The following is a 19,663-nucleotide window of genomic DNA, read 5'->3' as shown; positions in this document are numbered from 1 at the left end:
GGCCTGTTTTAAACGATGCTCGGGTTCAGCACGGTTCCCTTACCTACAACGCTGACCTTGACCAGGTCGGTCGAGCCGCTGACATCGGCAAAGGTACCGGCGGTTTGGATCACCAGATCACCTTCTTTAAGCAGGTTGGCCTCGGACGCCACTTCCATGGCGCGGTTAAACGTTGCTGCTGCGTTGTCCATGTCAGAAACCACGAGCGGTGTCACGCCCCAGACCAGTTGAAGTTGGGAGGCGACTTTCGTGTCGCTCGTGATGGCGAGGATCGGGGTACTGGGTCGGAACTTGCTGACGTTGCGCGCGGTGGATCCGCTCTTGGTCAGAGGGAGGATGGCGGCCGCCTCCAACTGGCTGGCAATGGAGCTGACGGCGTGGGAGATGGCGTTCGGCACGGTCGAAGCCAACTGACCGTCGCTGCTGCGGCTGGGGTAATCCCGCTCAATCCGACGGGCAATTTGGCTCATGGTGGCCACTGCCTCGACCGGGTAATCCCCCACGGCGCTCTCGTTGGAGAGCATCACGGCGTCGGTGCCATCGAGGATGGCATTAGCTACGTCGCTGACTTCAGCTCGGGTCGGTCTTGGGCAGCTCACCATCGAGTCGAGCATCTGGGTGGCGGTTATCACCGGAATGCCCAAGGTGTTGCACTTGCGAATCAGCTCCTTTTGCAGCAGCGGAACTTCCTCGGCAGGCATCTCCACCCCGAGGTCACCACGAGCCACCATCACGCCGTCGCACATCGGAAGCAGCGAATCCATCTGGTCGATGGCTTCAAACTTTTCGATCTTGGCGACCACCGGTGTGTTGTGGCCGTGGGAGCGAATCAGAGCCTTGATCTCCTCCATGTCCGATGGATTGCGGACGAAGCTCAGGGCGACCCAATCAACCCCTTGGCTGAGGCCGAACTCCAGATCCACCCTGTCCTTGTCGGTCAGTGCACGGATCGAGAGTTGAACGTCTGGGAAATTGACGCCCTTGTTGTTGGAGAGAACTCCGCCAACGGTGACGGTGCAATAAAGAGTATGGGTGGGCTTTTCAACCCGATCGACGACCATCTCCACCCGGCCGTCATCCAGCAAGATTCGGCTGCCGGGAACGACCTCATCAGCCAGCTTGTCGTAGGTGACAGTCGCGATGGTTTGGCAGCACTCGACGTCCCTGGAGGTCAGGGTGAAGGAATCACCCTTGGCAACGGTGATTGGACCGTCTTTAAAACGACCCAGGCGAATTTTCGGTCCCTGAAGGTCCTGCAGGATCCCGATATGAACGCCCATCTCAGCCGCAACTTGGCGGATGGTGGTGATCCGAGCCGCATGCTCGCTGTGATCGCCGTGGGAAAAGTTCAGCCGGAAGGTGGAGGCACCAGCTTCGATCAGACGCCGGAGCTGCTCCGGGGATTCAGTCGCCGGACCGATGGTTGCCACGATCTTGGTGCGACGCGTGAGATCGGGCAGGGCCATTCGGGGGCGCCAAAGGGGTGAAGTGACCCTATCATCGAGGCCCTCCAGCGCTGTTGTACCAATGGATCTCAACGCTTACCAGCAGGGCGCGAGGCAAACGGCGCGCTATCCCAACGTGGGTTCGAACCCCATCTACCCAACCTTGGGTCTGTGCGGAGAGTCCGGCGAGGTGGCCGACAAGGTCAAAAAGGTTCTGCGCGATCGCGGCGGTGAGTTCAGCGCAGAGGTACGGGATGCCCTGAAGCTGGAGCTCGGCGATGTCCTTTGGTATGTCGCTCAGCTGGCGAGCGAGTTGGACTTCAGCCTGGATGAGATTGCGCAGTCCAATCTCGACAAATTGGCCAGTCGCGCCGCCCGTAACGTGATCTCTGGAAGCGGCGACCACCGCTAGAGACCTGGAGCAAGGCTTGATGCAGACGCGCAGATCGGTTTCAAGCCGGATCGCCAGCGCCCTTGCGGGTTTGGCGTTGACGGTTGTGGTGCTCCTCGGCGCTGTTCCCGGGGCGTTCGCTGCTGGCCTAACGGTCCACGACGTGAGCTTGGATCCCTGTCCTGCCGAGGATGTTGGGGCGCAACCTCAGCTCAAACGTCCCAGCGGTGCTAGCTGCTTTGTCTTGCGGGGCAGCGTTGATAACCCTGGGCGAAAGACGGTCTTCGATACCGATGTCTTTGCACAGATCCTGGATGCCAGTGGAGAGCCTGTGCTGCAGAACCGCTCACGGGTGGGCTCGATTGGCGATGTGGAGCAGGGCACCTCGACGTTTGCCCTGCGTCTCGCGGTCCCAGCAGGAACTCCTGGGCCCTTCACCTTTTCCAACGTCAAGGCCCGAGGATTCAGTGCTCCCGTTCGGACCCGCGCTGGCGAATTTGATGACCTCCTCCCCCTGGAGCAGGCCGTAGCTGAAGCCGATCTTTCTTAGAAGAACGCTGGATAGAAGTAACCGCGGCTTTGCTCCAACAAGCCTTGGAGCAACTGCAGGGCCAGAAAAGCCACGATTGCGGAGAGGTCCAGGCCACCAAGGGGAGGGATGAGTCCCCGGAAAACATTCAGGTAGGGGTCGGTGATGGCGCTCACCGTCGAAAGCACAGGGTTGCCCCAATCGAGGTTGGGGAACCAGCTCAGCAGCACCCGGACAAACAAGACCAGCGTGTAGATCGAGAGGGTCTGGATGAGGACGCCGATCAGATCGCCGAGGATGGACATGGCTGCAGCTGCGTTGGAAGAACTCTATTGAGTGAATGCGGAGGCTGGGATTGGCCTACGCGGCCTGTTCCCATTCCTCATCGCTGACCGCAGGCGGATTGCTGGTCTCAACAGAGGGGCTGGCAGGAACCGGCTTCACGGCTTTGCGTTGAGCCACCAGCTCATCGGTCTTGACGGAGAAGGTGCGATGGAATTTTTCGCTGAGGCTTAACCAAAAGGAGCGACCTTCGCTTTGGCGCTTGCGCTCAATGAAGTTCTGAGCCAGCAATTCCTTGATGTGGTCGTAGGCCCCCGATCCGCGCAGATCGACCAGATCGGACTGCAGGATCCGCTTCTTGATCGCGATCGTGGCCAGGGTGCGTAGCGCTGCGGTGGAGAGATCGACGGGCAGAAGGTTCTGCACCAAATCCCCCAGGCCGTCTCGCAGTTGAAGGCTGTAGCGCCTGCCCTCCTGGCGAATCTCCAGGGCCGTGTCCCGATGCGCGTAGTCGGCCATCAGGGTGATCAGGCCCAATTCGACCTCATCACGACTGGCGCCAGAGATTTCAGCCAGCTCCCCCTGGGTCAGGGCCCTGCCTTTGAGATACAGGATCGCCTCTAAACGGGCGGGGAGGGAGTGGTTGCTGCTGGCCGGCTGAAGCGCAATGGCATCGCTATCAGCGGGGATCGGCTCCCGGGTTTCGCCTGTCATACCCCGTGCCGAACAGCGCGTTGTTGGCAAGTTATCCCACGCTCAGGCTGCCGGCCAGTTCACCGAGGAATAGGCGGTAGGCCGGGTTATCGGTTTCGTCGGCGTACTGATAGCCGAGGCCATCCAGGAAGCTTTGCCAATCGTTCATCTCCGCCTCAGGAACCTGAACGCCTACGACGATGCGGCCGACATCAGCACCGTGGTTCCGGTAATGAAAGATGCTGATATTCCAGTTGGGATGCAGGCTCGTCAGGAAGCGCATGAGCGCGCCTGGTCGTTCCGGGAATTCGAAGCGATAGAGCAGTTCACGGCCATGGCCAGCGGCTTCACCGGTGCTGGCCGGCAGGCGTCCTCCGACCATGTGCCGCAGGTGCAGCTTGGAGAGCTCGTCATTGGAGAGATCCAGGCAGGGGAAGCCGGCATCGCGCAGGCTGTGGATCAGTTCCTGTTCGTCGGAACTCCCACTGGTTTGGACCCCTACGAAAATGTGGGCCCGACTGGGGTCGGCCAGCCGGTAGCTGAATTCGGTCAGGCTGCGTTCACCCAGCAGGGTGCAGAACTGACGCAGGCTCCCGGCTTGCTCAGGGATCTCCACCGCCAACATCGCTTCGCGGTCTTCAGTGATCTCGGTGCGCTCAGCGACAAAGCGCAGTCGATCAAAGTTCATGTTGGCTCCGCAGGCCACAGCCACGAGGGTTCGCCCTTCGAGCTTCCGGCGGCTGATATCGGCCTTCATCCCAGCCACTGCAAGGGCTCCGGCTGGCTCAAGGATGGAGCGGGTGTCTTCAAAGACATCCTTAATGGCCGCGCAGATGGCGTCGTTGTCCACGGTGACCATGGCGTCAACGACGTCCCGTGCCAGGGCAAAGGTCTGGACACCGACCTCCCGAACGGCGACACCGTCAGCGAAGAGCCCGACTTGCTCCAGCTTCACCCGCTCCCCCAGAGCCAGTGAGCGGGTCATGGCATCGGCATCCACCGGTTCCACTCCGATGACTTCGACGCCAGGCCAAAGGCTTTTCACGTAAGCCCCCACCCCAGCGATCAGACCTCCTCCACCCACGGCGATGTAGATCGCATCGGGTGGCTCGGAGCATTGCCGAAGGATCTCCAGTCCGATCGTCCCCTGACCCGCGATCACCTCAGGGTCATCGAAGGGATGGATAAATGTCAGACCCCGCTCGTCGGCCAGGCGGTAGGCCTCAGCGCAGGCGGCGTCATAGGTATCGCCCTTGAGCACCACTTCGGCCCCACGGGCTGCCACGGCCCTGACTTTCATCTCCGGAGTCGTGACCGGCATGACGATCACCGCCCGGCAGCCAAGCCGCTGGGCCCCCAAGGCCACGCCCTGGGCATGGTTGCCGGCGCTAGCCGCGATCACCCCCCGTTCCAGCTCTGAGGGGCTCAGGCTGGACATCTTGTTGTAGGCGCCCCGCAGCTTGAAACTGAAGACCGGCTGCAGGTCCTCACGCTTCAGCAGAACGTTGTTCTTCAGCCGCCTCGAGAGATTGGGAGCGGGGTCGAGCGGGGATTCGATCGCCACGTCGTAGACCCTGGCCCGCAGGATTCGCTGCAGCATTTCCATGCCAGAGCTGGAGTTCAGGGCAGAGCCGGTGGCTGTCATTGCGACTGGAAGATCACACCAGTGTCGCAAGCCCCGCATATCGGTCTAGGGGGGTGCCGAATTCACCCCAGGTGGCGTCTTGCTGCGCGTAGGCTGAATCCAAATCTTGGCCGCAGGCATGCATCTCAGCGAGCTGACGCATCCCAATCAGCTGCATGGCCTCAGCGTCGCTGAGCTGGAAGGAATCGCCCGGCAAATCCGCGAGCGCCACCTCGAGGTGGTGAGCACAAGCGGTGGTCACCTGGGTCCCGGTTTGGGTGTGGTTGAACTGACCCTGGCCCTTTACCAGACCCTGGATCTGGACAAGGACCGCGTGGTCTGGGATGTGGGTCACCAGGCCTATCCCCACAAGCTGATTACTGGCCGATACAACGATTTCCACACGCTGCGCCAACAGAACGGCGTGGCGGGCTACCTCAAGCGCTGCGAAAGCTCCTTTGACCACTTCGGTGCTGGTCACGCCAGCACCTCCATCTCCGCTGCTCTCGGCATGGCTTTGGCCCGAGATCAACGGGGTGAAGACTTCAAGAGTGTGGCCGTCATCGGCGACGGCTCCTTGACCGGGGGCATGGCTCTCGAAGCCATCAACCACGCCGGTCACCTACCCAAGACTCGGCTGTTGGTTGTTCTCAATGACAACGACATGTCGATCAGCCCTCCTGTGGGGGCCCTTTCAACCCACCTGAATCGCATGCGGCATAGCCGCCCGCTTCAGTTCCTTCAGGACAACGCTGAAGAAGCGATCAAGCACCTGCCGTTCATGCATGGAGAGCTCCCGCCAGAGCTCAAGAACCTCAAGGAGAGCATGAAGCGCCTTGCTGTTCCCAAGGTTGGGGCAGTGTTTGAGGAGCTGGGCTTCACTTACATGGGCCCTGTCGACGGCCACGACATCGCTGGTTTGATCGATGTCTTTGAGCAGGCCCATGCCCATGAGGGCCCCGTCCTGGTTCACGTAGCCACCACAAAGGGCAAGGGCTATGCCTTCGCTGAGGAGGACCAGGTCGGGTATCACGCTCAGAGCGCCTTTGATCTGGCCACAGGGAAGGCTTACCCCTCCAGCAAGCCCAAGCCCCCCAGCTACAGCAAGGTGTTCGGCCAAACGCTGGTCAAACTCTGTGAGCAGGACCCCAGGGTGGTGGGTATCACGGCGGCCATGGCCACCGGTACTGGTCTGGATTTGCTGGAGAAGGCTCGTCCCAAGCAGTACTTCGATGTCGGGATCGCCGAGCAGCACGCTGTGACCATGGCGGCTGGCATGGCCTGCGAAGGCCTGCGGCCCGTTTGCGCCATCTACAGCACCTTCCTGCAGCGTGCCTATGACCAACTCATCCACGACGTTGGGATTCAGAACCTGCCGGTCACCTTTGTGATCGATCGCGCCGGCATCGTTGGTGCTGACGGCCCGACCCACCAGGGCCAGTACGACATCAGCTACCTGCGCTGTGTGCCGAACTTCACGGTGATGGCACCCAAGGATGAAGCTGAGCTGCAGCGGATGCTGGTCACCTGCCTGGACCACAACGGCCCCACGGCTCTCCGTATTCCCCGGGGTGAAGGGCAAGGGGCGCCACTGATGGAGGAAGGTTGGGAACCTCTGGAGATCGGTCGCGGTGAATTGCTGACCGACGGAGACGACCTGCTGATCGTGGCCTATGGCTCAATGGTTGCGCCGGCCATGGCTACTGCCGGTTTGCTCCAAGAACAGGGCGTCCGCGCTGCGGTGATTAATGCACGCTTCCTCCGCCCTCTGGATGAGGCGCTGATCCTGCCGATGGCAAGCCGGATCGGCAAGGTCGTCACCATGGAAGAGGGCTGCCTCGCTGGCGGCTTTGGTGCCGCTGTTGTCGAGATCCTCAATGACAGAGATCTGATGGTGCCGGTTCATCGGATTGGCATCCCTGACGTCCTCGTCGACCACGCGACCCCTGCCCAAAGCAAGGAAGCCCTGGGCCTCACTCCAGCTCAGATGACGGAGTCGATCCTGAATCGCTTCGGCACTCTGAAGCGTCAGACCGTGGGTGTCTGAGCCCATCCTTGATCAAACAATCTGGGATGTACTGATCGCTGGGGCTGGTCCCTCGGGATCTCGCTTGGCCCAGCAGTTGAGTGCAGCCGGGGCTTCGGTCTTGCTTGTTGACGCTCTCACTGATTTCTCTCAGAACGCCTTCAGCAGTGCAGCCTTACCCCTCAGCGCTGCTGAGGCTTGGCAGCTCCCAGAATCGGTGATTGCCTCCCGCTGGAGCCAGTGGCAGCTCTTGGGTCCAGGCGAACGTCGCCGTTCCTGGTCTTCCGCTTCCCCACTCGGGGTGGTTCTGGACTTCGCGGTGCTGCGCCGCTGGTTGGCTGATCAGGCCTGCTCCAGTGGTACGGAGCTGCGCCTTGGCTGGAGGGTGTGCGCGTCGCAAACGCTGGCCTCGGGTTTGGCCAGGACCCAGCTGCGCGGCCAAGGGGGTTGCGCAGCCTCCATCACCAGCCGTTTTGTGATCGATGCGACCGGCGAAAAGCGAGCCTTGCTGGGCGACCCTGAACCAGCCGGAGGCGCGCTCATCAGCGGTTCTGGGGTGGAGTGGTTGCTCCAGGTGTCTCCCGATCAGTGGCAGGACTGGGCAGGGCGCCTCAGTTTCATGCTGGGCAGCCGCTGGGTTCCCCAGGGCTACGGCTGGGTCTTTCCGATGCAACCGGGGCTTTTGAAGCTTGGTGTCTGCCGATTGCATGACAAAACTCGCCCTCAACCTCCGCTGCATCAGTTGCAGCAACAGCTGCTTCAGCGTCTGGAGCTTCAGCCTCAAGCGGTCGTTGATCGCCATGGCGGCTTGATTCGGAGCACCATCAGCAGACGTGAAACGCATCAACGCGGAGCCCTGGTGGGCTTGGGAGATGCCGTCAGTACAGGAAACTTGCTTGGTGGCGAAGGGATCCGTCATGCCCTCGCCAGTGCTGATGTGTTGGCGCCCCTCTTGCTCGCTGCCCTCGGAGGCCGGCCCAGGGCCTTAGCGGCATACCCGAAGCGGTTGCGCCAGCGGCTCGGATGGCGCTGGTCCTTGAGCGGCCGTCTGGCAAAACGCACCTGGTTGGGGCTTGCGGATCAACGGGCCGATGGCCGCTTGGAGCGGTTGCTGGAGGGCCTTCAGGCAACAGCCACTGCCGAGGCCCTTTCACAGCTCTTGTTTGAGTACCGCTTTGAGCGCTATGGCCTGCGGGCCCTTCCTTACTTAATAGGTCTGCGTTGAGTTGGCGATGATTACAAAAACAGCCCCCCTGGACCAGGAGGGCTGAAGAGGACAAGGACCACAGCAGAGTGGTCGGGAGGGAGTGCTTCAGACCACGCCGCGGGCGGCCAGGCCGAGGATCGCGCCCATGCCAAGGATGTGGCCAAAGGAGGTGGTGGCCAGCAGTGCGGCGTGGCTCATGCCGCCGAACATGGCGGAGTTGGGCAGTTGGGCACCCTCGTTGGGGTACTTGATGGTGGCCTTGCCGAGGCCGATGGCGATCACATTGGCGATGATCATCACCAGGCCCACCTTGGGAGACCAGGCCACGGAGGCGGGGGCGATAGCCAGCAGAGGAGCGAGCATCGAAATCTTTGGGTGACACCTCATCTTCCGAGGGCCTTTGGCCGATGGCGCCCTTCGCTTAAGACTTGTTCACCCCCTTCTCCATAAACCCAAGCAGGATCATCACGTTGCTAATGGTCAAAAACAGCTCGGCTCCGCCATGCAGCGGGTCCACATCCGCCAGCTGACGGCCGTAAAGCCCTTCAGCAACGATGGCGGCCGCAATGGTGATCAAGACAAAGATCAAGGTGAAGCCAAACCCCCAAAGAGCCAGCCTTGGAAAGCGCTTGGACTTCCAGGCCCACCAGAGAAACGCGAGGTAGGGGAACAGCGAGGCGGCGAAGAGGGGGGCAGGATCCACGGCTCCGAGTTGCCGCAGACCCTCATTGAGGGCTGGGATCAGGCCATTCATCCTGGGTTGACTCTTTTGCGTTGAAGATTCCAGGCCGCCAGCGCCATCGTTCCGTTGCCAAGGACCGTGCAGCCTGCCTGCAGCACCACCAATCCATAGAGCTCTTCAGCGTTATCAAACAGGTGCCAGGTGCAGGCCGCCATGGCGCTGATCAGGGCCGGAACCATCGCCAGAGCGAGCCAGTTCCATTCCGCTTCCCCTCGGCGTAGTCCCCAGCGTTGGATCGCAAGCATGGCCAAGCCCCATTCCAAGACGGAGGCCACATGGATCCACCAAGTGGGTAGAGAAAGGGCGTGCATCCGCTGTTTCTAGCCACCCCGTCTAGACGACGTGGGTACTGAGATGCTCAAACACCGTCTGCAAGACGCAGGCCATCTCGGCCTTGAGCTGGCAATCCGGCGTTGTCTTGGATGCCAGTAGCAGCAGAGCGCAGGCATCGACCAGCTGAGACGCTTCATCCGTCGTCAGGCTGATCAGATGCTCTTCCCCGCAGTGGGTGACGTTCAAACTGGCAGAAACGCGGTGTGTCTGTAGCGCAGGCTACAGAGAAGTTTCCTCTTGCTTCAAAGCACGAGAATGTCTTCGGTTTTGTTATCGCCGTTTACAGGGTTATTGGGCTCGGTGAACCTGAAGCTTTCACGGCGGTGAAAATCAGCTTCATCCGAACAGTGCTGTAGGGCCCAAAAACTCAAACCGAAATCTTTCTGTTCAACGACAGCGGTCAGACAGTATTCCAGTTCCCCTACGGCAACAAAGGTCTCTCCCAGATCGAGGCAGATTTCTGCTTCCAGACTGCATTCAGAATCCCCGACGCTCCGTTGGAAGCTGATCGCTTGAATCCCCATCCCTGTTTCGCGGGTCAAGCCTCGGCGGTAGTCCTCTAAGCGGTAGAGGTTCCAGTCACCACTGGGGCTGATGTTGAACTCCCAGTACTGAGTCAGACCAGGGATGCCAAAAAAGGCCTCCAGGCAGGTGGAATTCCACAGACCATCGAGCCGGCGTGGTTCAGCTGTCTCTGGCGGGCAGATCAGCTGGTCTTTGGGGCCTTTGAGTCTGAACTGGAGCTGGAGCTCTGAGCGACTCCAGCGCAGGGCAGCCTCAAGGGAGAGTCCATCCAAAGCTGGTTCGTCTTGGAAGGGGTGCAGGCGAAGCATCGTTAGGCCGCATCCAGCGCGGCTTTTGATCTGGTGGTCAGGCGGAGCAGGAGAGCTTGAAGCGCGTCCCATTGCTCTTCAATGCTCTGGGTTAGTGCAAATTGCACCCTGGCGCGCCTGAGGTTTTGCCCAGGTTGGCTGACCTTGAAATAGCGATCACCGTTGAGGTGGTCGGTGAAGAAGCGAAGCCCCAGTTCAAAGCTGATCAGGCGAGCGGATTCGGGGATAAAACGTCGATCTGATGCCGTCAGCAGGGAACCGGCAGCTTCGAGATACCCGCGCAAGATGGCCTCGGCCAAGACCAGGTCAAAGCGCACCCCCCTGAGGTCCGTGGTTTCCTCGCCAGCAGGGTTGCAGCACGAGCGCAAGCAATCGCCGATGTCGTAGTGCACCAGTCCTGGTTTGACGGTGTCGAGGTCGATCAAGGCAATGGCCTCGCCGCTGACGTTGTCGAGCATCACGTTGTTGATCTTCGGATCGCCGTGGATTGGGCGCTCCTGCAGTTCACCGCGAGCCTTGGCTTGCTCGAGGACTGAGCAGAACTCCTCCCGTTCTCGGATAAAGGCGATGCAGTAATCGGTATCATCCGAGGACTCAGCACGGGTTCGCACAAGCGCCTGGCGGTATTGATCCAGGTACCGCGGTGTGATGTGAAACCCCTCGAGGGTGTCGTGGAGCTCTTCGGCAGGCAGGTCACCGATCAGCTGGTGAAATCGCCCGAGCCCGAGACCAAGTTGATAGGCCTGATTCTCATCTTCGATCCGATCAACGCTGCGGGCATTGCCGATGAAGCTCATGCAGCGCCAGATTTCACCCTCTGGGCACCGGTGCCAGAGATCGTTTCCACCGGTTGCCGGTGCCAGCAAGCGGGGGTGCTCCCAGCGCGATCCACCTAAAGGGCGACCTTTGCGCTCAATGTGGGCTTCAAGGGTTTGCAGGTTCCGCATCACCTGCTCGGGGGCAGGGAAGACAGCGGTGTTGAGGCGCTGTAAGACGAAGGCTCCCCTGCTGGTCTGCACCAGAAAGGTGTCATTGACATTTCCGCTCCCCAGGGGGCTGACCTTCAGCACCGCTCCAGGGGGATGAAAGGCCTGGGCAGCGGCGAGGGGGGCTTGATCCATCAGCCTCCGTCACAGCTGTTTAGTCAAGCTGTCACGAAATGCTGGCCACAACAGTGTTCGAGGGTCAGCTGGTTGAGAGGTCTGACCTAGCTGGCGGGGCGCTCGCGCTGGATCTCCCGCTGGAGTTGATAGCGGATCTGATCGGGGGCCTTGTACTGACGGGGAAGGCAGTTATGGAGGGTCTCTAGCCGGCTCCAACAGAGGGTTTTCTCAATGCCAGCACTCGAGCGACCTTCCAGCAGGAGCTGCTTGAGGGCTTTGCGATAGAGGAAGTACTTGGATTCCAATTCGCCAATGGTTAGACCTTCCGAGCTTGCTGACATCTGAAGGTCCTGAACCAGAGTTCAACCTACGCGAACGCCCGGGTGTAACGGGTCACAACGTTGCAGAGCCAAATCAGGAACTTTTTGGCGAATTTCTGGTGGATCTCGCCTTGGCGGGTTCTCATGGACCCAACTTTGGGACTGCCGCATGCTTGCTGCTGTTGCCAACGCCGCGCTGCTGGTGCTGTACGGAGTCGTCGGACTTCAGATGCTGCGTGCGTTCCTGAGCCATCGCCGTCGGTTGCGCCAAAAGGCCAAGCGGCTGGTCCTCGAGCTGGCCTTCTCGTCAGAAGAGCGCTCAGGCGCCCGGGTTCGCCCAGACCGCGATCGCGACATGGCGGCTTAGGTCAGTTCGAGGGCTTTTTGCTGATAACGGCAAAAAAGGGATCACCTGGCTGTCCGAGTAGTCCCATGACCCCAGAGGCCTTGGTGGTTTCAGCGATCCGTTCGGCTTGCTGCCAGCCCTGGGCTTCAAGGACCTGGGCGACGTAATCGAGATGGTCCTGGTCACTGCTGTCGGTCCAGATCAGTGGGGCCTTGGTGAAGAACATTCGGTTGGAGAACGCCACGATGACCTGGCCGCCTGGCCGCGTCACCCGCAACAGTTCGCTGGCGATGGCTTCTGGGTATTGCAGGTACTGCCAGCCGGCCACGATCAAGGTGGCGTCCACGCTGTGAGCCGGCAATGGGAGCTCCTGGTTCTGGTTGAGGTTTTGCAGCCAGTAGCTGTCGAGCCGGGGGTTGGCGGCTAGTTCTTTCTCGTTTAAGCCGTGGCCAATCACCCGCTCAAAGGGTTTGTCCTCGGGCAGGTGGGAGACCCAGCTGGACATCAGATCCAGGACAACGGCGTTCCTGGGGATGCGTTCGGAGTAAAGGGACGTGAGGCGCGTCCTGAAGGCCTGATCGAGGTGATGCACGAGCCTCGGCTCGGCATAGAAGAGCACGTCATCCGATCCATCCCATTTGCGTCTCTGGGACTCCTCCAGCACCAGAACGGTCATGGCTGATTCATTGGTGTACGCAGTCTGCAACCTGAGTCCGAATGCTGTAGGCATGGGCGCAGCTGCCTTGAATCCGTGACGCGACCTGCAGGCTTGGTTCTTGCTGTTGCCCTTGCAGGACTCAGCGTTGCAGCCGGCGGGGTGGCTTGTTCCCCCCTGAATGCTCCTCAGACCGGCGCTGTAGCCCAGTCCGCACCGCGGACCTACCCAACGGTTCCGGCTGACGCAGGCACCATCGCTCGCCGTTTGGTTGAGCTGGAGAGACAGTTGCGAGATCCGGCGACCCCGCCGTCGCAACTCCCGGATTTGGCACACCAGCAGCAGGTGATCTACCGCGTGCTGTCCGCAGATCGCCAGCGAAGTGCCCAAGTTGTGCAACAGCTCCCCGCTCGTTGGCGTTCCGTTGCTGAACGCCACTTGGCCGCCAGGCGTGCGTTCTTGGCGATGAGCAAGCGCCGTCCCACGCGGGTTCCGGCCTGGCGAATCATTGCGCCAGAACCTCTTTCACAGTTGTTGGATCACTACCGCAAGGCCGAGGCGGCAACGGGAATTGAGTGGGAGGTCCTGGCGGCGGTGAACCTGGTGGAAACCGGGATGGGTCGCATTGACGGGGTCTCCGTTGCCAATGCCCAAGGGCCGATGCAGTTTCTGCCCACGACCTGGGCTGAGCCAGGGATCGGCAAAGGCGACATCCGTAACCCCTACGACGCAATCCAAGCCGCTGCCCGCTACCTCGTTCGTCGCGGGGGCCTGAAGAACATTCGCCGCGGCCTTTGGGGCTACAACAACAGTGATCTCTACGGCGAGGCGGTGCTGCTCTATGCCTCACTGCTGAAGGACGATCCCCAAGCGATCGTTGGTCTGTACCACTGGGAAATTCACTACAACGCCCAGCAGGGAGATCTGTGGCTTCCCGTTGGCTACGAGCAGCTGCAACCCCTGCCTGTGGAGCGCTACCTCCAACTGCATCCCCGCAGCGCCCCACCACAGACGGCAGGATGAGACTGCTTAAACCTTGAGCTGTGACTGTTTCACCATCTGGATTTCAACTCCCGTTAACGGAGCAGTCCCTTCGTCAATTGTTTACCAAGCCCTACGGCGCTCCAGCTCCAAGCCATGAGCAGTGGAAAGCGGTCTATGCCGCGGATGTTCATTTCGAGGATCCGACCCAATCCCGCGACGGCCTACTGGCCTACCTCGAGGCCCAAGACGGTTTGGTGAAACGCTGTGATGATGTCTACTTGGCGCCTCACGCTGTGGCCATGAGCGGCCAAACCGCCTTCATTGAGTGGACGATGGGGCTCAAGATCAAGGGCATTGAATTTGTCTATCCGGGTGCGACCCGTCTGCTCTTCAATGGTGAAGGATTCATTGTTGATCACCGCGATTATTTCGACTTCGTTGGCCCAACCTTTGCGCCTGTTCCCGTGATTGGCGGTTTTGTGCGATGGCTGTACAAACGCTTCGTTGATTAAGCCTTAGGCGCCGAGTTGCTCCTCGGCCAGCTCGGCCACCATCACTGCCTTGCAGGTCTGCTCCATGAGTTCCAGATATCTGGGGTCATCCGGACGCAGCTCAGCGGCTGTGGTCCAACAGTGAATCACTCCGGCGCGGACCGCGCGGCGCTTGATCAGACGGCGTTCGTCTTCCTGCACCGGAGATGTCTCGAGCCAGTCGTCGATGCAGCTGTGCATGGCGGCGAAGACGTCGACCATCCCTTGCTCTGCTCCCTTGGTGGCCACGAGGTCGTGGGCCACCAATTGCCCGGCGTGGATCCCGAGCCGATCACTGGCGGGGCTGTCGTGGCTGGTGGCCGGCCCGAAGCGCTGATCAAGCCATCGCCCCAGCTGGACACAGGTTCTCAGGCTGACGCCAGAGCCGAAAGAGAGGGTCATTGGATCGAACATCTGAGTAGGTCCTACCCGCGTTTGGAGCGCAGCCAAATCTCGAAGTCCATCGCGAATTTCTCCCGCAGAAACACTGAGAAGTCAGCGTCTGACACGCCGTCGAACGCCGCCTGGATCGGCAGGGTGGTTCGCTGCTGAATGGCCTCCTCCACCAGGATGGCAATGGCCTTGGAAATGGAATGGCGCTTCTCCTTGGAGAAGTCGCGCACCCAGCCTGCCGCGGTCTCACTGAGGATGACTTGGTGGCGTTCGCTGGCCAATCTGCGCCTAGGACCTACACGTAATATTACTCATTCTGTGTAGTTCATGCAAGGCGTGTAGCCGCTAGCTACTCGCCGATGTGTAGTGACGCAGGGCAAAGCGCCAGAACCAGCGGCTCGCCATCAGGCTGCAGGCCGCCATCAGCAAGGAGCCCATGGCCCACGGCCAGGAGCCTTCGCCCAGCAGAGCCTGTGATGGAACGGTGGTCATGAACGCCACCGGAAGAACAAAGACGAACACCAGGCGCAGAGCTGGCGGGTAGGCGCTCACCGGATAGCGTCCAGCCACGAGGGTGTACCGAAGAACCTCGGTGGCATTCCAGACTTTCACGAACCAAATCGAGAGAGCCGCCAGCGAAAACCAGAGGCTGTAGAGGATCGCGGCGCCGCTCAACAGCAGTGCTCCCCCAAGCAGTAACGATTCGGCTTGGATGAGAACAGCACTGCGCTGAAGGCCCAGGACAACAAGGACGCAGCCCGCCACCAGGGCTGGACATCCCCAAGGAGAGAAACACCGCAGGGAGAGCCAGAACTGACTGTCCACCGGTTTCAGCAGAACGAAATCGAGGGTTCCCTCCTGAACATGGTTGACGATCTTGCTGAGGTTCGGCTGCAGTAGGCAGCTCGTGAATCCATCAAGCAGGGTGTAGAGCCCCAGCACGATCAATGCTTCATTCCAACTCCAGCCCCCAAGGTTTGACTGACCTGAGAAGAGCAGCGACAGCACGAAGACACTGCCCGCCAGATTTCCGGCGACCGCCAAACACTCGAGCAGCAGATTGAGCTGGTATTCGCTCTCAGCCTCCAGGGAGCTGCGCCAGCACTGCAGCAAAGTACTCAAGCTGCGGGAGCGCCTCATGCCCCCATCGCTCCGTAGCGCCGCACCCCTCGACGCCAGCCCCACCAGCAGAGCGGTCCGAGGATCAAGAACCAGATCAACAGGCTGAGGAATCCGCCAGCCAGATCCACGGGCAGACCCGACAAGAGGCGTGCGGGAAAGTCGACCATCGCCGGAAAGGGGGTGGCCAGGGCGAAGCTCTTGATCGCAGGAGGGAAGGTGTCCAGCGGTGCCACTAGACCCGAGAGAAAGAGATAGGGAATGACCAGGAGCCGATCCAGCGCCGCGGCTCGCTCACTCCAGAAACAGAGCATGCTGCTGAGGGTCTGCAGTAGAAACCGCAGGACGAACGCGCCCCAGATGGCCGCGATGCCCAGCACGAGGTTCTCCAAGCTGGGCCTCCAGAGCAGCCCAGGATTGATCCAGGCCAAACCCAGCAGCATCAGGGCAACAAAGGGAATTCGCGTGCCCTGCTCAGCCAGGTGTGCCGCGAAGTAACGCCACAGGGGCTGGAGCGGTTGCAGCAGAAATGGCGAGAGCTTTCCGCTGACGACGTCCTCTTCAAAGACATGGATCAGCCAAACGACGCTGAATTGACGGACCAGGAACGCGGCCACGAAGTAGTGGCGTAGTTGCTCTTGGGTCCATCCCGCCTGGCTCGCCGCTCCACTGTTTTGCCAGACCCCGAGCATGATGAGGGGCAAGACACCTGAGAGAGCCCATAGCGCGATCTCGGCGCGGTACTCCAGCATGTAGGCGTACTGCGTACTCAGCAGTGTGCGCGCGATTCGGATCGCGGTACCGGCGGAGCGCACGTTTAGGTCCTCCCTGCCTGTTGAAACAGGCTCCGCATCAGCTCCTCGATCGGTGGGTCACTGACCTCTAGGTCCAGAACCTCAAAGCGGGTCAGGAGTGCAGCAACCGTCTCAGTTAGTTGATCCCTTGGCACCAAGAGTTGAACTTGATGGTCTTGATGGGATTCAACGGTCCCGAATGCTTCAAAGACGCCACGGGGTTGGGCCTGATGCAGCTCCAACCGGACTTGTCGATGGGGCGCCAGTTTGCTGGTCAGCGCGTCGAGGGGCCCGTCATGAAACAGCGCCCCCTCATGGATCAGCAGGACCCGCTCGCAGAGAGCAGTGATGTCTGCCATGTAATGGCTCGTGAGCAGGATTGTTGCGCCTGTGCGCTGGTTGTAGGTGGCCAGAAAGTCGCGAACCCGCCCCTGCGCCGTGACGTCCAAGCCCAGGGTTGGCTCATCCAAGAACAGCACCCTCGGCTCGTGAAGCAGTGAAGCCAGGAGCTCAGCTTTCATCCGTTGGCCAAGGGAGAGCTTGCGGACTGGCCGATGCAGTTCTTCTCCGAGTTCCAATAAATCGGCTAATTCGCTGACTCGCCGCTTCATCTCCCGATCAGGGATGCCATAAACCGCCGCATTGACCCGGATCGAATCCCACGGCGGTAGGTCCCAGATCAGCTGCTGTTTGTTCCCCATCACCAAGGTGATGTCCTGCAGAAATCGTGCCTGTCGGCGCTGGGGCTGCGACCCCGCCACCAGTAGCTCACCGGCGCTTGGGTGAATGAGCCCGCTGAGCATTTTCAAGGTGGTGGTTTTGCCCGCACCATTGGGCCCCAGAAAGCCCACCATCTCCCCTTCTTGGATCGAGAAGCTGACGCCCTTGACCGCATGGAGGTCGCGGTAGCGCCGTCGCAGGAGGTGACGAACAGTTCCGCGTAAACCCGGTTGTTTCTCGGCAATCCGATAGGTCTTGCTCAGGCCTTGAGCGGAGACGATGGCTGGTGACGTGCAGGTCAATCTCAGTCGGTGATGCAGGCCTGGGCTTGCTCCTGGCGTAGCTCGCTGGGCTCAACGCCGAGCTCCGACTGCAGCTCCTGGACTTGGCGAACCCGCTCGCAGGCCAGGTCATTTTCGCCGCGGTTGAACAGATCCTCCGCTTCTGTGCTCAGGGTTTGGAGTCGTTCTTCCTCTTCCTGGCGTTCCTTTTGGGCCTCCCTCGAGGGGCCTTGTTCGGACTCCCGTTCAGGACTGACCTGCCCAGCGGGGGGCCCGCAGCTCACCAGCAGCACGCCCAGGGCCATGAACCCAGTCGCTGTGCCCAGGAGCTTGCCCACCTGCTTCATCAGAACTGCATCTATCCCAGCACCTTGGCTTGCTCAGCCGTGAGTCGCCCGGCGTCGAGCAGGGCTTTGGTGATCCGCTCAATGTCCATGACCGCGTGGAAGTCATAGCCCTTGGCCTTTAGCCGCTCGCGCGCACTCTGATCGCGCTGCCCGCCGTGATCGATGAAAACAACGACGTCTTTCACCTCAAGGCCGGAGCGCTCCAATTTGGCAATGCCCTCCAGCACACTGCCTCCGCTGATCAAGATGTCATCGACAACGATCACGCGATTCCCCTCCTGGAAGTCCCCTTCGATTAGGCGTCTGGCGCCGTGCGCTTTGACTTCCTTACGGGGATAGATCAGCGGCTTGTGCAGTTGTAGGGCCAGCCCGGTTGCGGTCGGCAGAGCTCCATAGGGAATGCCCGCAATCCGGTCAAAGTCCAGCCCCTCCATGAGTTGCGCGTAGCCATGCAGCACGCGATGGAAGAGGTTTGGGTCCGAAATGATTTGCCTGAGGTCGATGTAGTAGTTGAACACCGCTCCCGAGGCTTGGACGTACTCGCCAAAGAGGAGGCATCCGATATCGAAGAGCTCAACGATCAGCTCGGCCATCGGGTCGGCCGTGCTCTTGGCATCCGTTTGGTTGGCAAGCCAAAGTTCGCAGGTCTCGGCTTTCTCGGAACGGTGCTGTTCCATCCAGCTGGTGCGCCGCCGGTTGATTCGACCTTTGAGAGCCTCGGCTTGTTCGGATAGGTCGTCTTCAACCAGGAGGTTTTGGGGCATGGGAATCAGCAGCCCGTCCCCTGAATTGCTCAGGCCGGCTTCAAGCAATCCATCCACGCGCTCCTCTTCACTCCAGATGGAGCGGAGCATCAAGACCCGTTCTGGGGCCGCTTGCCTCACCTGTGAAAGCACCTTCGGATCACTGGTGCCGACTTCCAGTAAGACCTGATCGGGTGTTCCCCAGAGTTGGCTTTCGCGAACAATCTGGAGGAAGAGTGGATCGCTGTCGTTGGGGTGGTACTGGATTCGTTTGGCCGCCGGGTTGGAGCTGCGGCAGGTGATCACCACGGCCTTGTCCCGATAGAGCAAGAACGGGGCGGCGATGTCCTGTCCGGCGAGGGGCGAGAGGGTGACCGCATCGACCCCCAAGTCCTTGAACAGGTAGTGGGCTAAGGCCGTGGAGGAATTCAGATCGCCATGCTTGGCATCAATGATGAGGGGGAGATCGCGCGGCACCAGGTCGCGCACCTCAAGCAGCAACTCCAGGCCAAGGGGGCCAAGGGCCTGATAGAAGCCGAGGCTGGCTTTGATGGCACAGACATGGGGACTGGTCTCCTCCACGACGGCCTTGATCCAATGGCGGGCCTGGCTGAGGAACGAGCGATTCCCCATCCCTCGGCTCAGAGCCCAGCTCTGGAGCATCTCTGGGTTGGGGTCGAGTCCCGTCATCAGCAGGGACTGACGCTCTGCGATGGCTTCAGTGAGTTGAACGAAGAAGCCCATCGCCCGATGGCGGCTTGAGTCGTTGTTAAGGGATCAGCGGCGTTCTGGGAAAGGGCATGACACAGCTCGTTGCAAAAAAGACCAGTCTCATGTGCCCATCAGGGGCCAAGCGTTGCTCTGAACCACGGGAGGTTCAAAGGGCTTCTCGCGACAGAGGCGGAGCCGTTGAGCCTCAGGAGGCTCGCGAGACTCGTGGCCAACATCTGGCTTCCGGCCTCTGGCTTTGCGATGGTTTGGAACCCGGTGAAGCGTCATGAGCTGGCAAGAACTCGAGCGCTTGGTCGACGAAGCGGAAGCCCGACCGCATCTGCGGCGTTTGCTGTGCCACTGCAGTGATGACAACGCCCTGTTGCTTCAGGCTCGTCTCTTGGGTTACCGCATTACCCGGGTGGATCTGCAGCAGGCCTGGCTCCAGCATTGTCAGGAAGAGGAGCTCAAAGCCCTGCAAGGTTGAGAGGGCTAGCTGCGGATCTGACCAC

General features: G+C 60.6%; 27 protein-coding genes. 8 read left to right on the top strand and 19 right to left on the bottom strand.

The window, feature by feature from the left end; translation table 11 throughout:
- Positions 1-8: 8 nt before the first annotated feature.
- Complete coding sequence (gene pyk, locus MY494_RS02150) at positions 9-1,466, bottom strand: pyruvate kinase (protein ID WP_247911095.1); 1,458 nt, start codon at positions 1,464-1,466, stop codon at positions 9-11.
- A gap of 61 nt (positions 1,467-1,527) precedes the next feature.
- On the opposite strand from pyk, the gene MY494_RS02145 reads away from it, so the two are divergent.
- Together MY494_RS02145 and MY494_RS02140 are read left to right on the top strand one after the other, a co-directional pair.
- The gene (locus MY494_RS02145) at positions 1,528-1,857 is read left to right on the top strand and encodes a nucleoside triphosphate pyrophosphohydrolase family protein (protein ID WP_247911094.1); all 330 of its coding nucleotides are present in this window, start codon (positions 1,528-1,530) and stop codon (positions 1,855-1,857) included.
- Between the two features lie 19 nt (positions 1,858-1,876).
- Entirely contained in the window at positions 1,877-2,386 is a 510-nt protein-coding gene (locus tag MY494_RS02140; RefSeq protein WP_247911093.1) for a hypothetical protein, read from the top strand.
- On the opposite strand, the gene MY494_RS02135 is transcribed toward MY494_RS02140, so the two are convergent.
- From MY494_RS02135 to ilvA, 3 genes are read right to left on the bottom strand one after another with little or no spacing between them, the layout of a single operon-like run.
- Complete coding sequence (locus tag MY494_RS02135; protein ID WP_247911092.1) at positions 2,383-2,670, bottom strand: YggT family protein; 288 nt, start codon at positions 2,668-2,670, stop codon at positions 2,383-2,385. The two genes, MY494_RS02140 and MY494_RS02135, sit on opposite strands and share 4 nt — an antisense overlap.
- Positions 2,671-2,725: 55 nt before the next feature.
- Positions 2,726-3,361 carry an SMC-Scp complex subunit ScpB gene (scpB, locus tag MY494_RS02130; RefSeq protein WP_247911091.1) on the bottom strand — a complete coding sequence of 212 codons (636 nt, stop codon included), beginning with the start codon at positions 3,359-3,361 and terminating at the stop codon, positions 2,726-2,728.
- 31 nt (positions 3,362-3,392) lie between these two features.
- The gene (ilvA, locus tag MY494_RS02125; RefSeq protein WP_247911090.1) at positions 3,393-4,985 is read right to left on the bottom strand and encodes a threonine ammonia-lyase, biosynthetic; all 1,593 of its coding nucleotides are present in this window, start codon (positions 4,983-4,985) and stop codon (positions 3,393-3,395) included.
- Positions 4,986-5,103: 118 nt separating this feature from the next.
- Between ilvA and dxs the strand changes: the two genes are divergently transcribed.
- Both dxs and MY494_RS02115 read left to right on the top strand, forming a co-directional pair.
- Positions 5,104-7,011 carry a 1-deoxy-D-xylulose-5-phosphate synthase gene (gene dxs, locus MY494_RS02120; RefSeq protein WP_247911089.1) on the top strand — a complete coding sequence of 636 codons (1,908 nt, stop codon included), beginning with the start codon at positions 5,104-5,106 and terminating at the stop codon, positions 7,009-7,011.
- Positions 7,004-8,215 carry an NAD(P)/FAD-dependent oxidoreductase gene (locus MY494_RS02115; RefSeq protein ID WP_247911088.1) on the top strand — a complete coding sequence of 404 codons (1,212 nt, stop codon included), beginning with the start codon at positions 7,004-7,006 and terminating at the stop codon, positions 8,213-8,215. The genes dxs and MY494_RS02115 overlap by 8 nt, the downstream gene beginning before the upstream one ends.
- An 87-nt stretch (positions 8,216-8,302) precedes the next feature.
- Here MY494_RS02115 and psaK read toward each other — a convergent pair whose 3' ends face one another.
- The 7 genes from psaK to MY494_RS02080 all read right to left on the bottom strand — a co-directional run bounded on the left by psaK (position 8,303) and on the right by MY494_RS02080 (position 11,549).
- Entirely contained in the window at positions 8,303-8,560 is a 258-nt protein-coding gene (gene psaK / locus MY494_RS02110) for a photosystem I reaction center subunit PsaK (RefSeq protein ID WP_247911087.1), read from the bottom strand.
- A 58-nt stretch (positions 8,561-8,618) separates the two neighbouring features.
- The gene (locus MY494_RS02105) at positions 8,619-8,951 is read right to left on the bottom strand and encodes a DUF3593 domain-containing protein (RefSeq protein WP_247911086.1); all 333 of its coding nucleotides are present in this window, start codon (positions 8,949-8,951) and stop codon (positions 8,619-8,621) included.
- Complete coding sequence (locus tag MY494_RS02100) at positions 8,948-9,250, bottom strand: DUF2499 domain-containing protein (RefSeq protein WP_247911085.1); 303 nt, start codon at positions 9,248-9,250, stop codon at positions 8,948-8,950. The genes MY494_RS02105 and MY494_RS02100 overlap by 4 nt, the downstream gene beginning before the upstream one ends.
- A 22-nt stretch (positions 9,251-9,272) precedes the next feature.
- Positions 9,273-9,458, bottom strand: coding sequence for a hypothetical protein (locus MY494_RS02095; RefSeq protein WP_247911084.1), 186 nt, complete (start codon positions 9,456-9,458; stop codon positions 9,273-9,275).
- A 56-nt stretch (positions 9,459-9,514) separates the two neighbouring features.
- Entirely contained in the window at positions 9,515-10,105 is a 591-nt protein-coding gene (locus MY494_RS02090; RefSeq protein WP_247911083.1) for a DOMON-like domain-containing protein, read from the bottom strand.
- Between the two features lie 2 nt (positions 10,106-10,107).
- Complete coding sequence (locus tag MY494_RS02085; RefSeq protein ID WP_247911082.1) at positions 10,108-11,226, bottom strand: phosphotransferase enzyme family protein; 1,119 nt, start codon at positions 11,224-11,226, stop codon at positions 10,108-10,110.
- Positions 11,227-11,312: 86 nt separating this feature from the next.
- Positions 11,313-11,549 carry a DUF3136 domain-containing protein gene (locus MY494_RS02080; protein WP_247911081.1) on the bottom strand — a complete coding sequence of 79 codons (237 nt, stop codon included), beginning with the start codon at positions 11,547-11,549 and terminating at the stop codon, positions 11,313-11,315.
- Between the two features lie 148 nt (positions 11,550-11,697).
- Between MY494_RS02080 and MY494_RS02075 the strand changes: the two genes are divergently transcribed.
- Positions 11,698-11,895: a hypothetical protein gene (locus tag MY494_RS02075; protein WP_247911080.1), complete on the top strand. Its 198-nt coding sequence runs from the start codon at positions 11,698-11,700 to the stop codon at positions 11,893-11,895.
- Between the two features lies 1 nt (position 11,896).
- On the opposite strand, the gene MY494_RS02070 is transcribed toward MY494_RS02075, so the two are convergent.
- The gene (locus MY494_RS02070; RefSeq protein WP_247911079.1) at positions 11,897-12,550 is read right to left on the bottom strand and encodes a class I SAM-dependent methyltransferase; all 654 of its coding nucleotides are present in this window, start codon (positions 12,548-12,550) and stop codon (positions 11,897-11,899) included.
- Between the two features lie 75 nt (positions 12,551-12,625).
- On the opposite strand from MY494_RS02070, the gene MY494_RS02065 reads away from it, so the two are divergent.
- Entirely contained in the window at positions 12,626-13,552 is a 927-nt protein-coding gene (locus MY494_RS02065) for a transglycosylase SLT domain-containing protein (RefSeq protein ID WP_247911078.1), read from the top strand.
- 20 nt (positions 13,553-13,572) lie between these two features.
- Positions 13,573-14,025 (top strand): nuclear transport factor 2 family protein, encoded by a 453-nt coding sequence (locus tag MY494_RS02060; RefSeq protein ID WP_247911077.1) that lies wholly within the window; start codon positions 13,573-13,575, stop codon positions 14,023-14,025.
- 3 nt (positions 14,026-14,028) lie between these two features.
- Here MY494_RS02060 and MY494_RS02055 read toward each other — a convergent pair whose 3' ends face one another.
- The 7 genes from MY494_RS02055 to MY494_RS02025 all read right to left on the bottom strand — a co-directional run bounded on the left by MY494_RS02055 (position 14,029) and on the right by MY494_RS02025 (position 19,184).
- Positions 14,029-14,457, bottom strand: coding sequence for a hypothetical protein (locus MY494_RS02055; RefSeq protein ID WP_247911076.1), 429 nt, complete (start codon positions 14,455-14,457; stop codon positions 14,029-14,031).
- Between the two features lie 11 nt (positions 14,458-14,468).
- The gene (locus tag MY494_RS02050) at positions 14,469-14,717 is read right to left on the bottom strand and encodes a hypothetical protein (RefSeq protein WP_247911075.1); all 249 of its coding nucleotides are present in this window, start codon (positions 14,715-14,717) and stop codon (positions 14,469-14,471) included.
- A 64-nt stretch (positions 14,718-14,781) separates the two neighbouring features.
- Positions 14,782-15,576, bottom strand: coding sequence for an ABC transporter permease (locus MY494_RS02045; RefSeq protein WP_247911074.1), 795 nt, complete (start codon positions 15,574-15,576; stop codon positions 14,782-14,784).
- Positions 15,573-16,370 (bottom strand): ABC transporter permease, encoded by a 798-nt coding sequence (locus tag MY494_RS02040; RefSeq protein WP_371820655.1) that lies wholly within the window; start codon positions 16,368-16,370, stop codon positions 15,573-15,575. The genes MY494_RS02045 and MY494_RS02040 overlap by 4 nt, the downstream gene beginning before the upstream one ends.
- 2 nt (positions 16,371-16,372) lie before the next feature.
- Positions 16,373-17,371 carry an ATP-binding cassette domain-containing protein gene (locus tag MY494_RS02035; RefSeq protein WP_371820654.1) on the bottom strand — a complete coding sequence of 333 codons (999 nt, stop codon included), beginning with the start codon at positions 17,369-17,371 and terminating at the stop codon, positions 16,373-16,375.
- Between the two features lie 2 nt (positions 17,372-17,373).
- Positions 17,374-17,697 (bottom strand): hypothetical protein, encoded by a 324-nt coding sequence (locus tag MY494_RS02030; RefSeq protein WP_247911073.1) that lies wholly within the window; start codon positions 17,695-17,697, stop codon positions 17,374-17,376.
- An 11-nt stretch (positions 17,698-17,708) separates the two neighbouring features.
- The gene (locus MY494_RS02025; protein ID WP_247911072.1) at positions 17,709-19,184 is read right to left on the bottom strand and encodes a bifunctional orotidine-5'-phosphate decarboxylase/orotate phosphoribosyltransferase; all 1,476 of its coding nucleotides are present in this window, start codon (positions 19,182-19,184) and stop codon (positions 17,709-17,711) included.
- Positions 19,185-19,437: 253 nt separating this feature from the next.
- Here MY494_RS02025 and MY494_RS02020 point away from each other — a divergent pair, with 253 nt between their 5' ends.
- The gene (locus MY494_RS02020; RefSeq protein WP_247911071.1) at positions 19,438-19,638 is read left to right on the top strand and encodes a Nif11-like leader peptide family natural product precursor; all 201 of its coding nucleotides are present in this window, start codon (positions 19,438-19,440) and stop codon (positions 19,636-19,638) included.
- The last annotated feature ends 25 nt before the right edge of the window (positions 19,639-19,663 follow it).

The organism is Synechococcus sp. A10-1-5-1, assembly GCF_023115425.1.
In the GTDB taxonomy this organism is placed as follows: domain Bacteria; phylum Cyanobacteriota; class Cyanobacteriia; order PCC-6307; family Cyanobiaceae; genus Vulcanococcus.
The sequence above is the reverse complement of the archived record's forward strand: the minus strand, read 5'-3'. Positions and strand labels throughout refer to the sequence as shown.

Bases quoted from the DNA above. Each gene is read 5' to 3' on its own strand.
- ilvA (WP_247911090.1), bottom strand. From the start codon at position 4,985: ATGACAGCCACCGGCTCTGCCCTGAACTCCAGCTCTGGCATGGAAATG.
- MY494_RS02105 (WP_247911086.1), bottom strand. From the start codon at position 8,951: ATGAATGGCCTGATCCCAGCCCTCAATGAGGGTCTGCGGCAACTCGGA.
- scpB (WP_247911091.1), bottom strand. From the start codon at position 3,361: ATGACAGGCGAAACCCGGGAGCCGATCCCCGCTGATAGCGATGCCATT.
- MY494_RS02075 (WP_247911080.1), top strand. From the start codon at position 11,698: ATGCTTGCTGCTGTTGCCAACGCCGCGCTGCTGGTGCTGTACGGAGTC.
- MY494_RS02030 (WP_247911073.1), bottom strand. From the start codon at position 17,697: ATGAAGCAGGTGGGCAAGCTCCTGGGCACAGCGACTGGGTTCATGGCC.
- MY494_RS02020 (WP_247911071.1), top strand. From the start codon at position 19,438: ATGAGCTGGCAAGAACTCGAGCGCTTGGTCGACGAAGCGGAAGCCCGA.
- MY494_RS02025 (WP_247911072.1), bottom strand. From the start codon at position 19,184: ATGGGCTTCTTCGTTCAACTCACTGAAGCCATCGCAGAGCGTCAGTCC.
- MY494_RS02055 (WP_247911076.1), bottom strand. From the start codon at position 14,457: ATGTTCGATCCAATGACCCTCTCTTTCGGCTCTGGCGTCAGCCTGAGA.
- psaK (WP_247911087.1), bottom strand. From the start codon at position 8,560: ATGCTCGCTCCTCTGCTGGCTATCGCCCCCGCCTCCGTGGCCTGGTCT.
- MY494_RS02135 (WP_247911092.1), bottom strand. From the start codon at position 2,670: ATGTCCATCCTCGGCGATCTGATCGGCGTCCTCATCCAGACCCTCTCG.
- dxs (WP_247911089.1), top strand. From the start codon at position 5,104: ATGCATCTCAGCGAGCTGACGCATCCCAATCAGCTGCATGGCCTCAGC.
- MY494_RS02080 (WP_247911081.1), bottom strand. From the start codon at position 11,549: ATGTCAGCAAGCTCGGAAGGTCTAACCATTGGCGAATTGGAATCCAAG.
- MY494_RS02145 (WP_247911094.1), top strand. From the start codon at position 1,528: ATGGATCTCAACGCTTACCAGCAGGGCGCGAGGCAAACGGCGCGCTAT.
- MY494_RS02140 (WP_247911093.1), top strand. From the start codon at position 1,877: ATGCAGACGCGCAGATCGGTTTCAAGCCGGATCGCCAGCGCCCTTGCG.
- MY494_RS02090 (WP_247911083.1), bottom strand. From the start codon at position 10,105: ATGCTTCGCCTGCACCCCTTCCAAGACGAACCAGCTTTGGATGGACTC.
- MY494_RS02045 (WP_247911074.1), bottom strand. From the start codon at position 15,576: ATGAGGCGCTCCCGCAGCTTGAGTACTTTGCTGCAGTGCTGGCGCAGC.
- pyk (WP_247911095.1), bottom strand. From the start codon at position 1,466: ATGGCCCTGCCCGATCTCACGCGTCGCACCAAGATCGTGGCAACCATC.
- MY494_RS02100 (WP_247911085.1), bottom strand. From the start codon at position 9,250: ATGCACGCCCTTTCTCTACCCACTTGGTGGATCCATGTGGCCTCCGTC.
- MY494_RS02070 (WP_247911079.1), bottom strand. From the start codon at position 12,550: ATGACCGTTCTGGTGCTGGAGGAGTCCCAGAGACGCAAATGGGATGGA.
- MY494_RS02085 (WP_247911082.1), bottom strand. From the start codon at position 11,226: ATGGATCAAGCCCCCCTCGCCGCTGCCCAGGCCTTTCATCCCCCTGGA.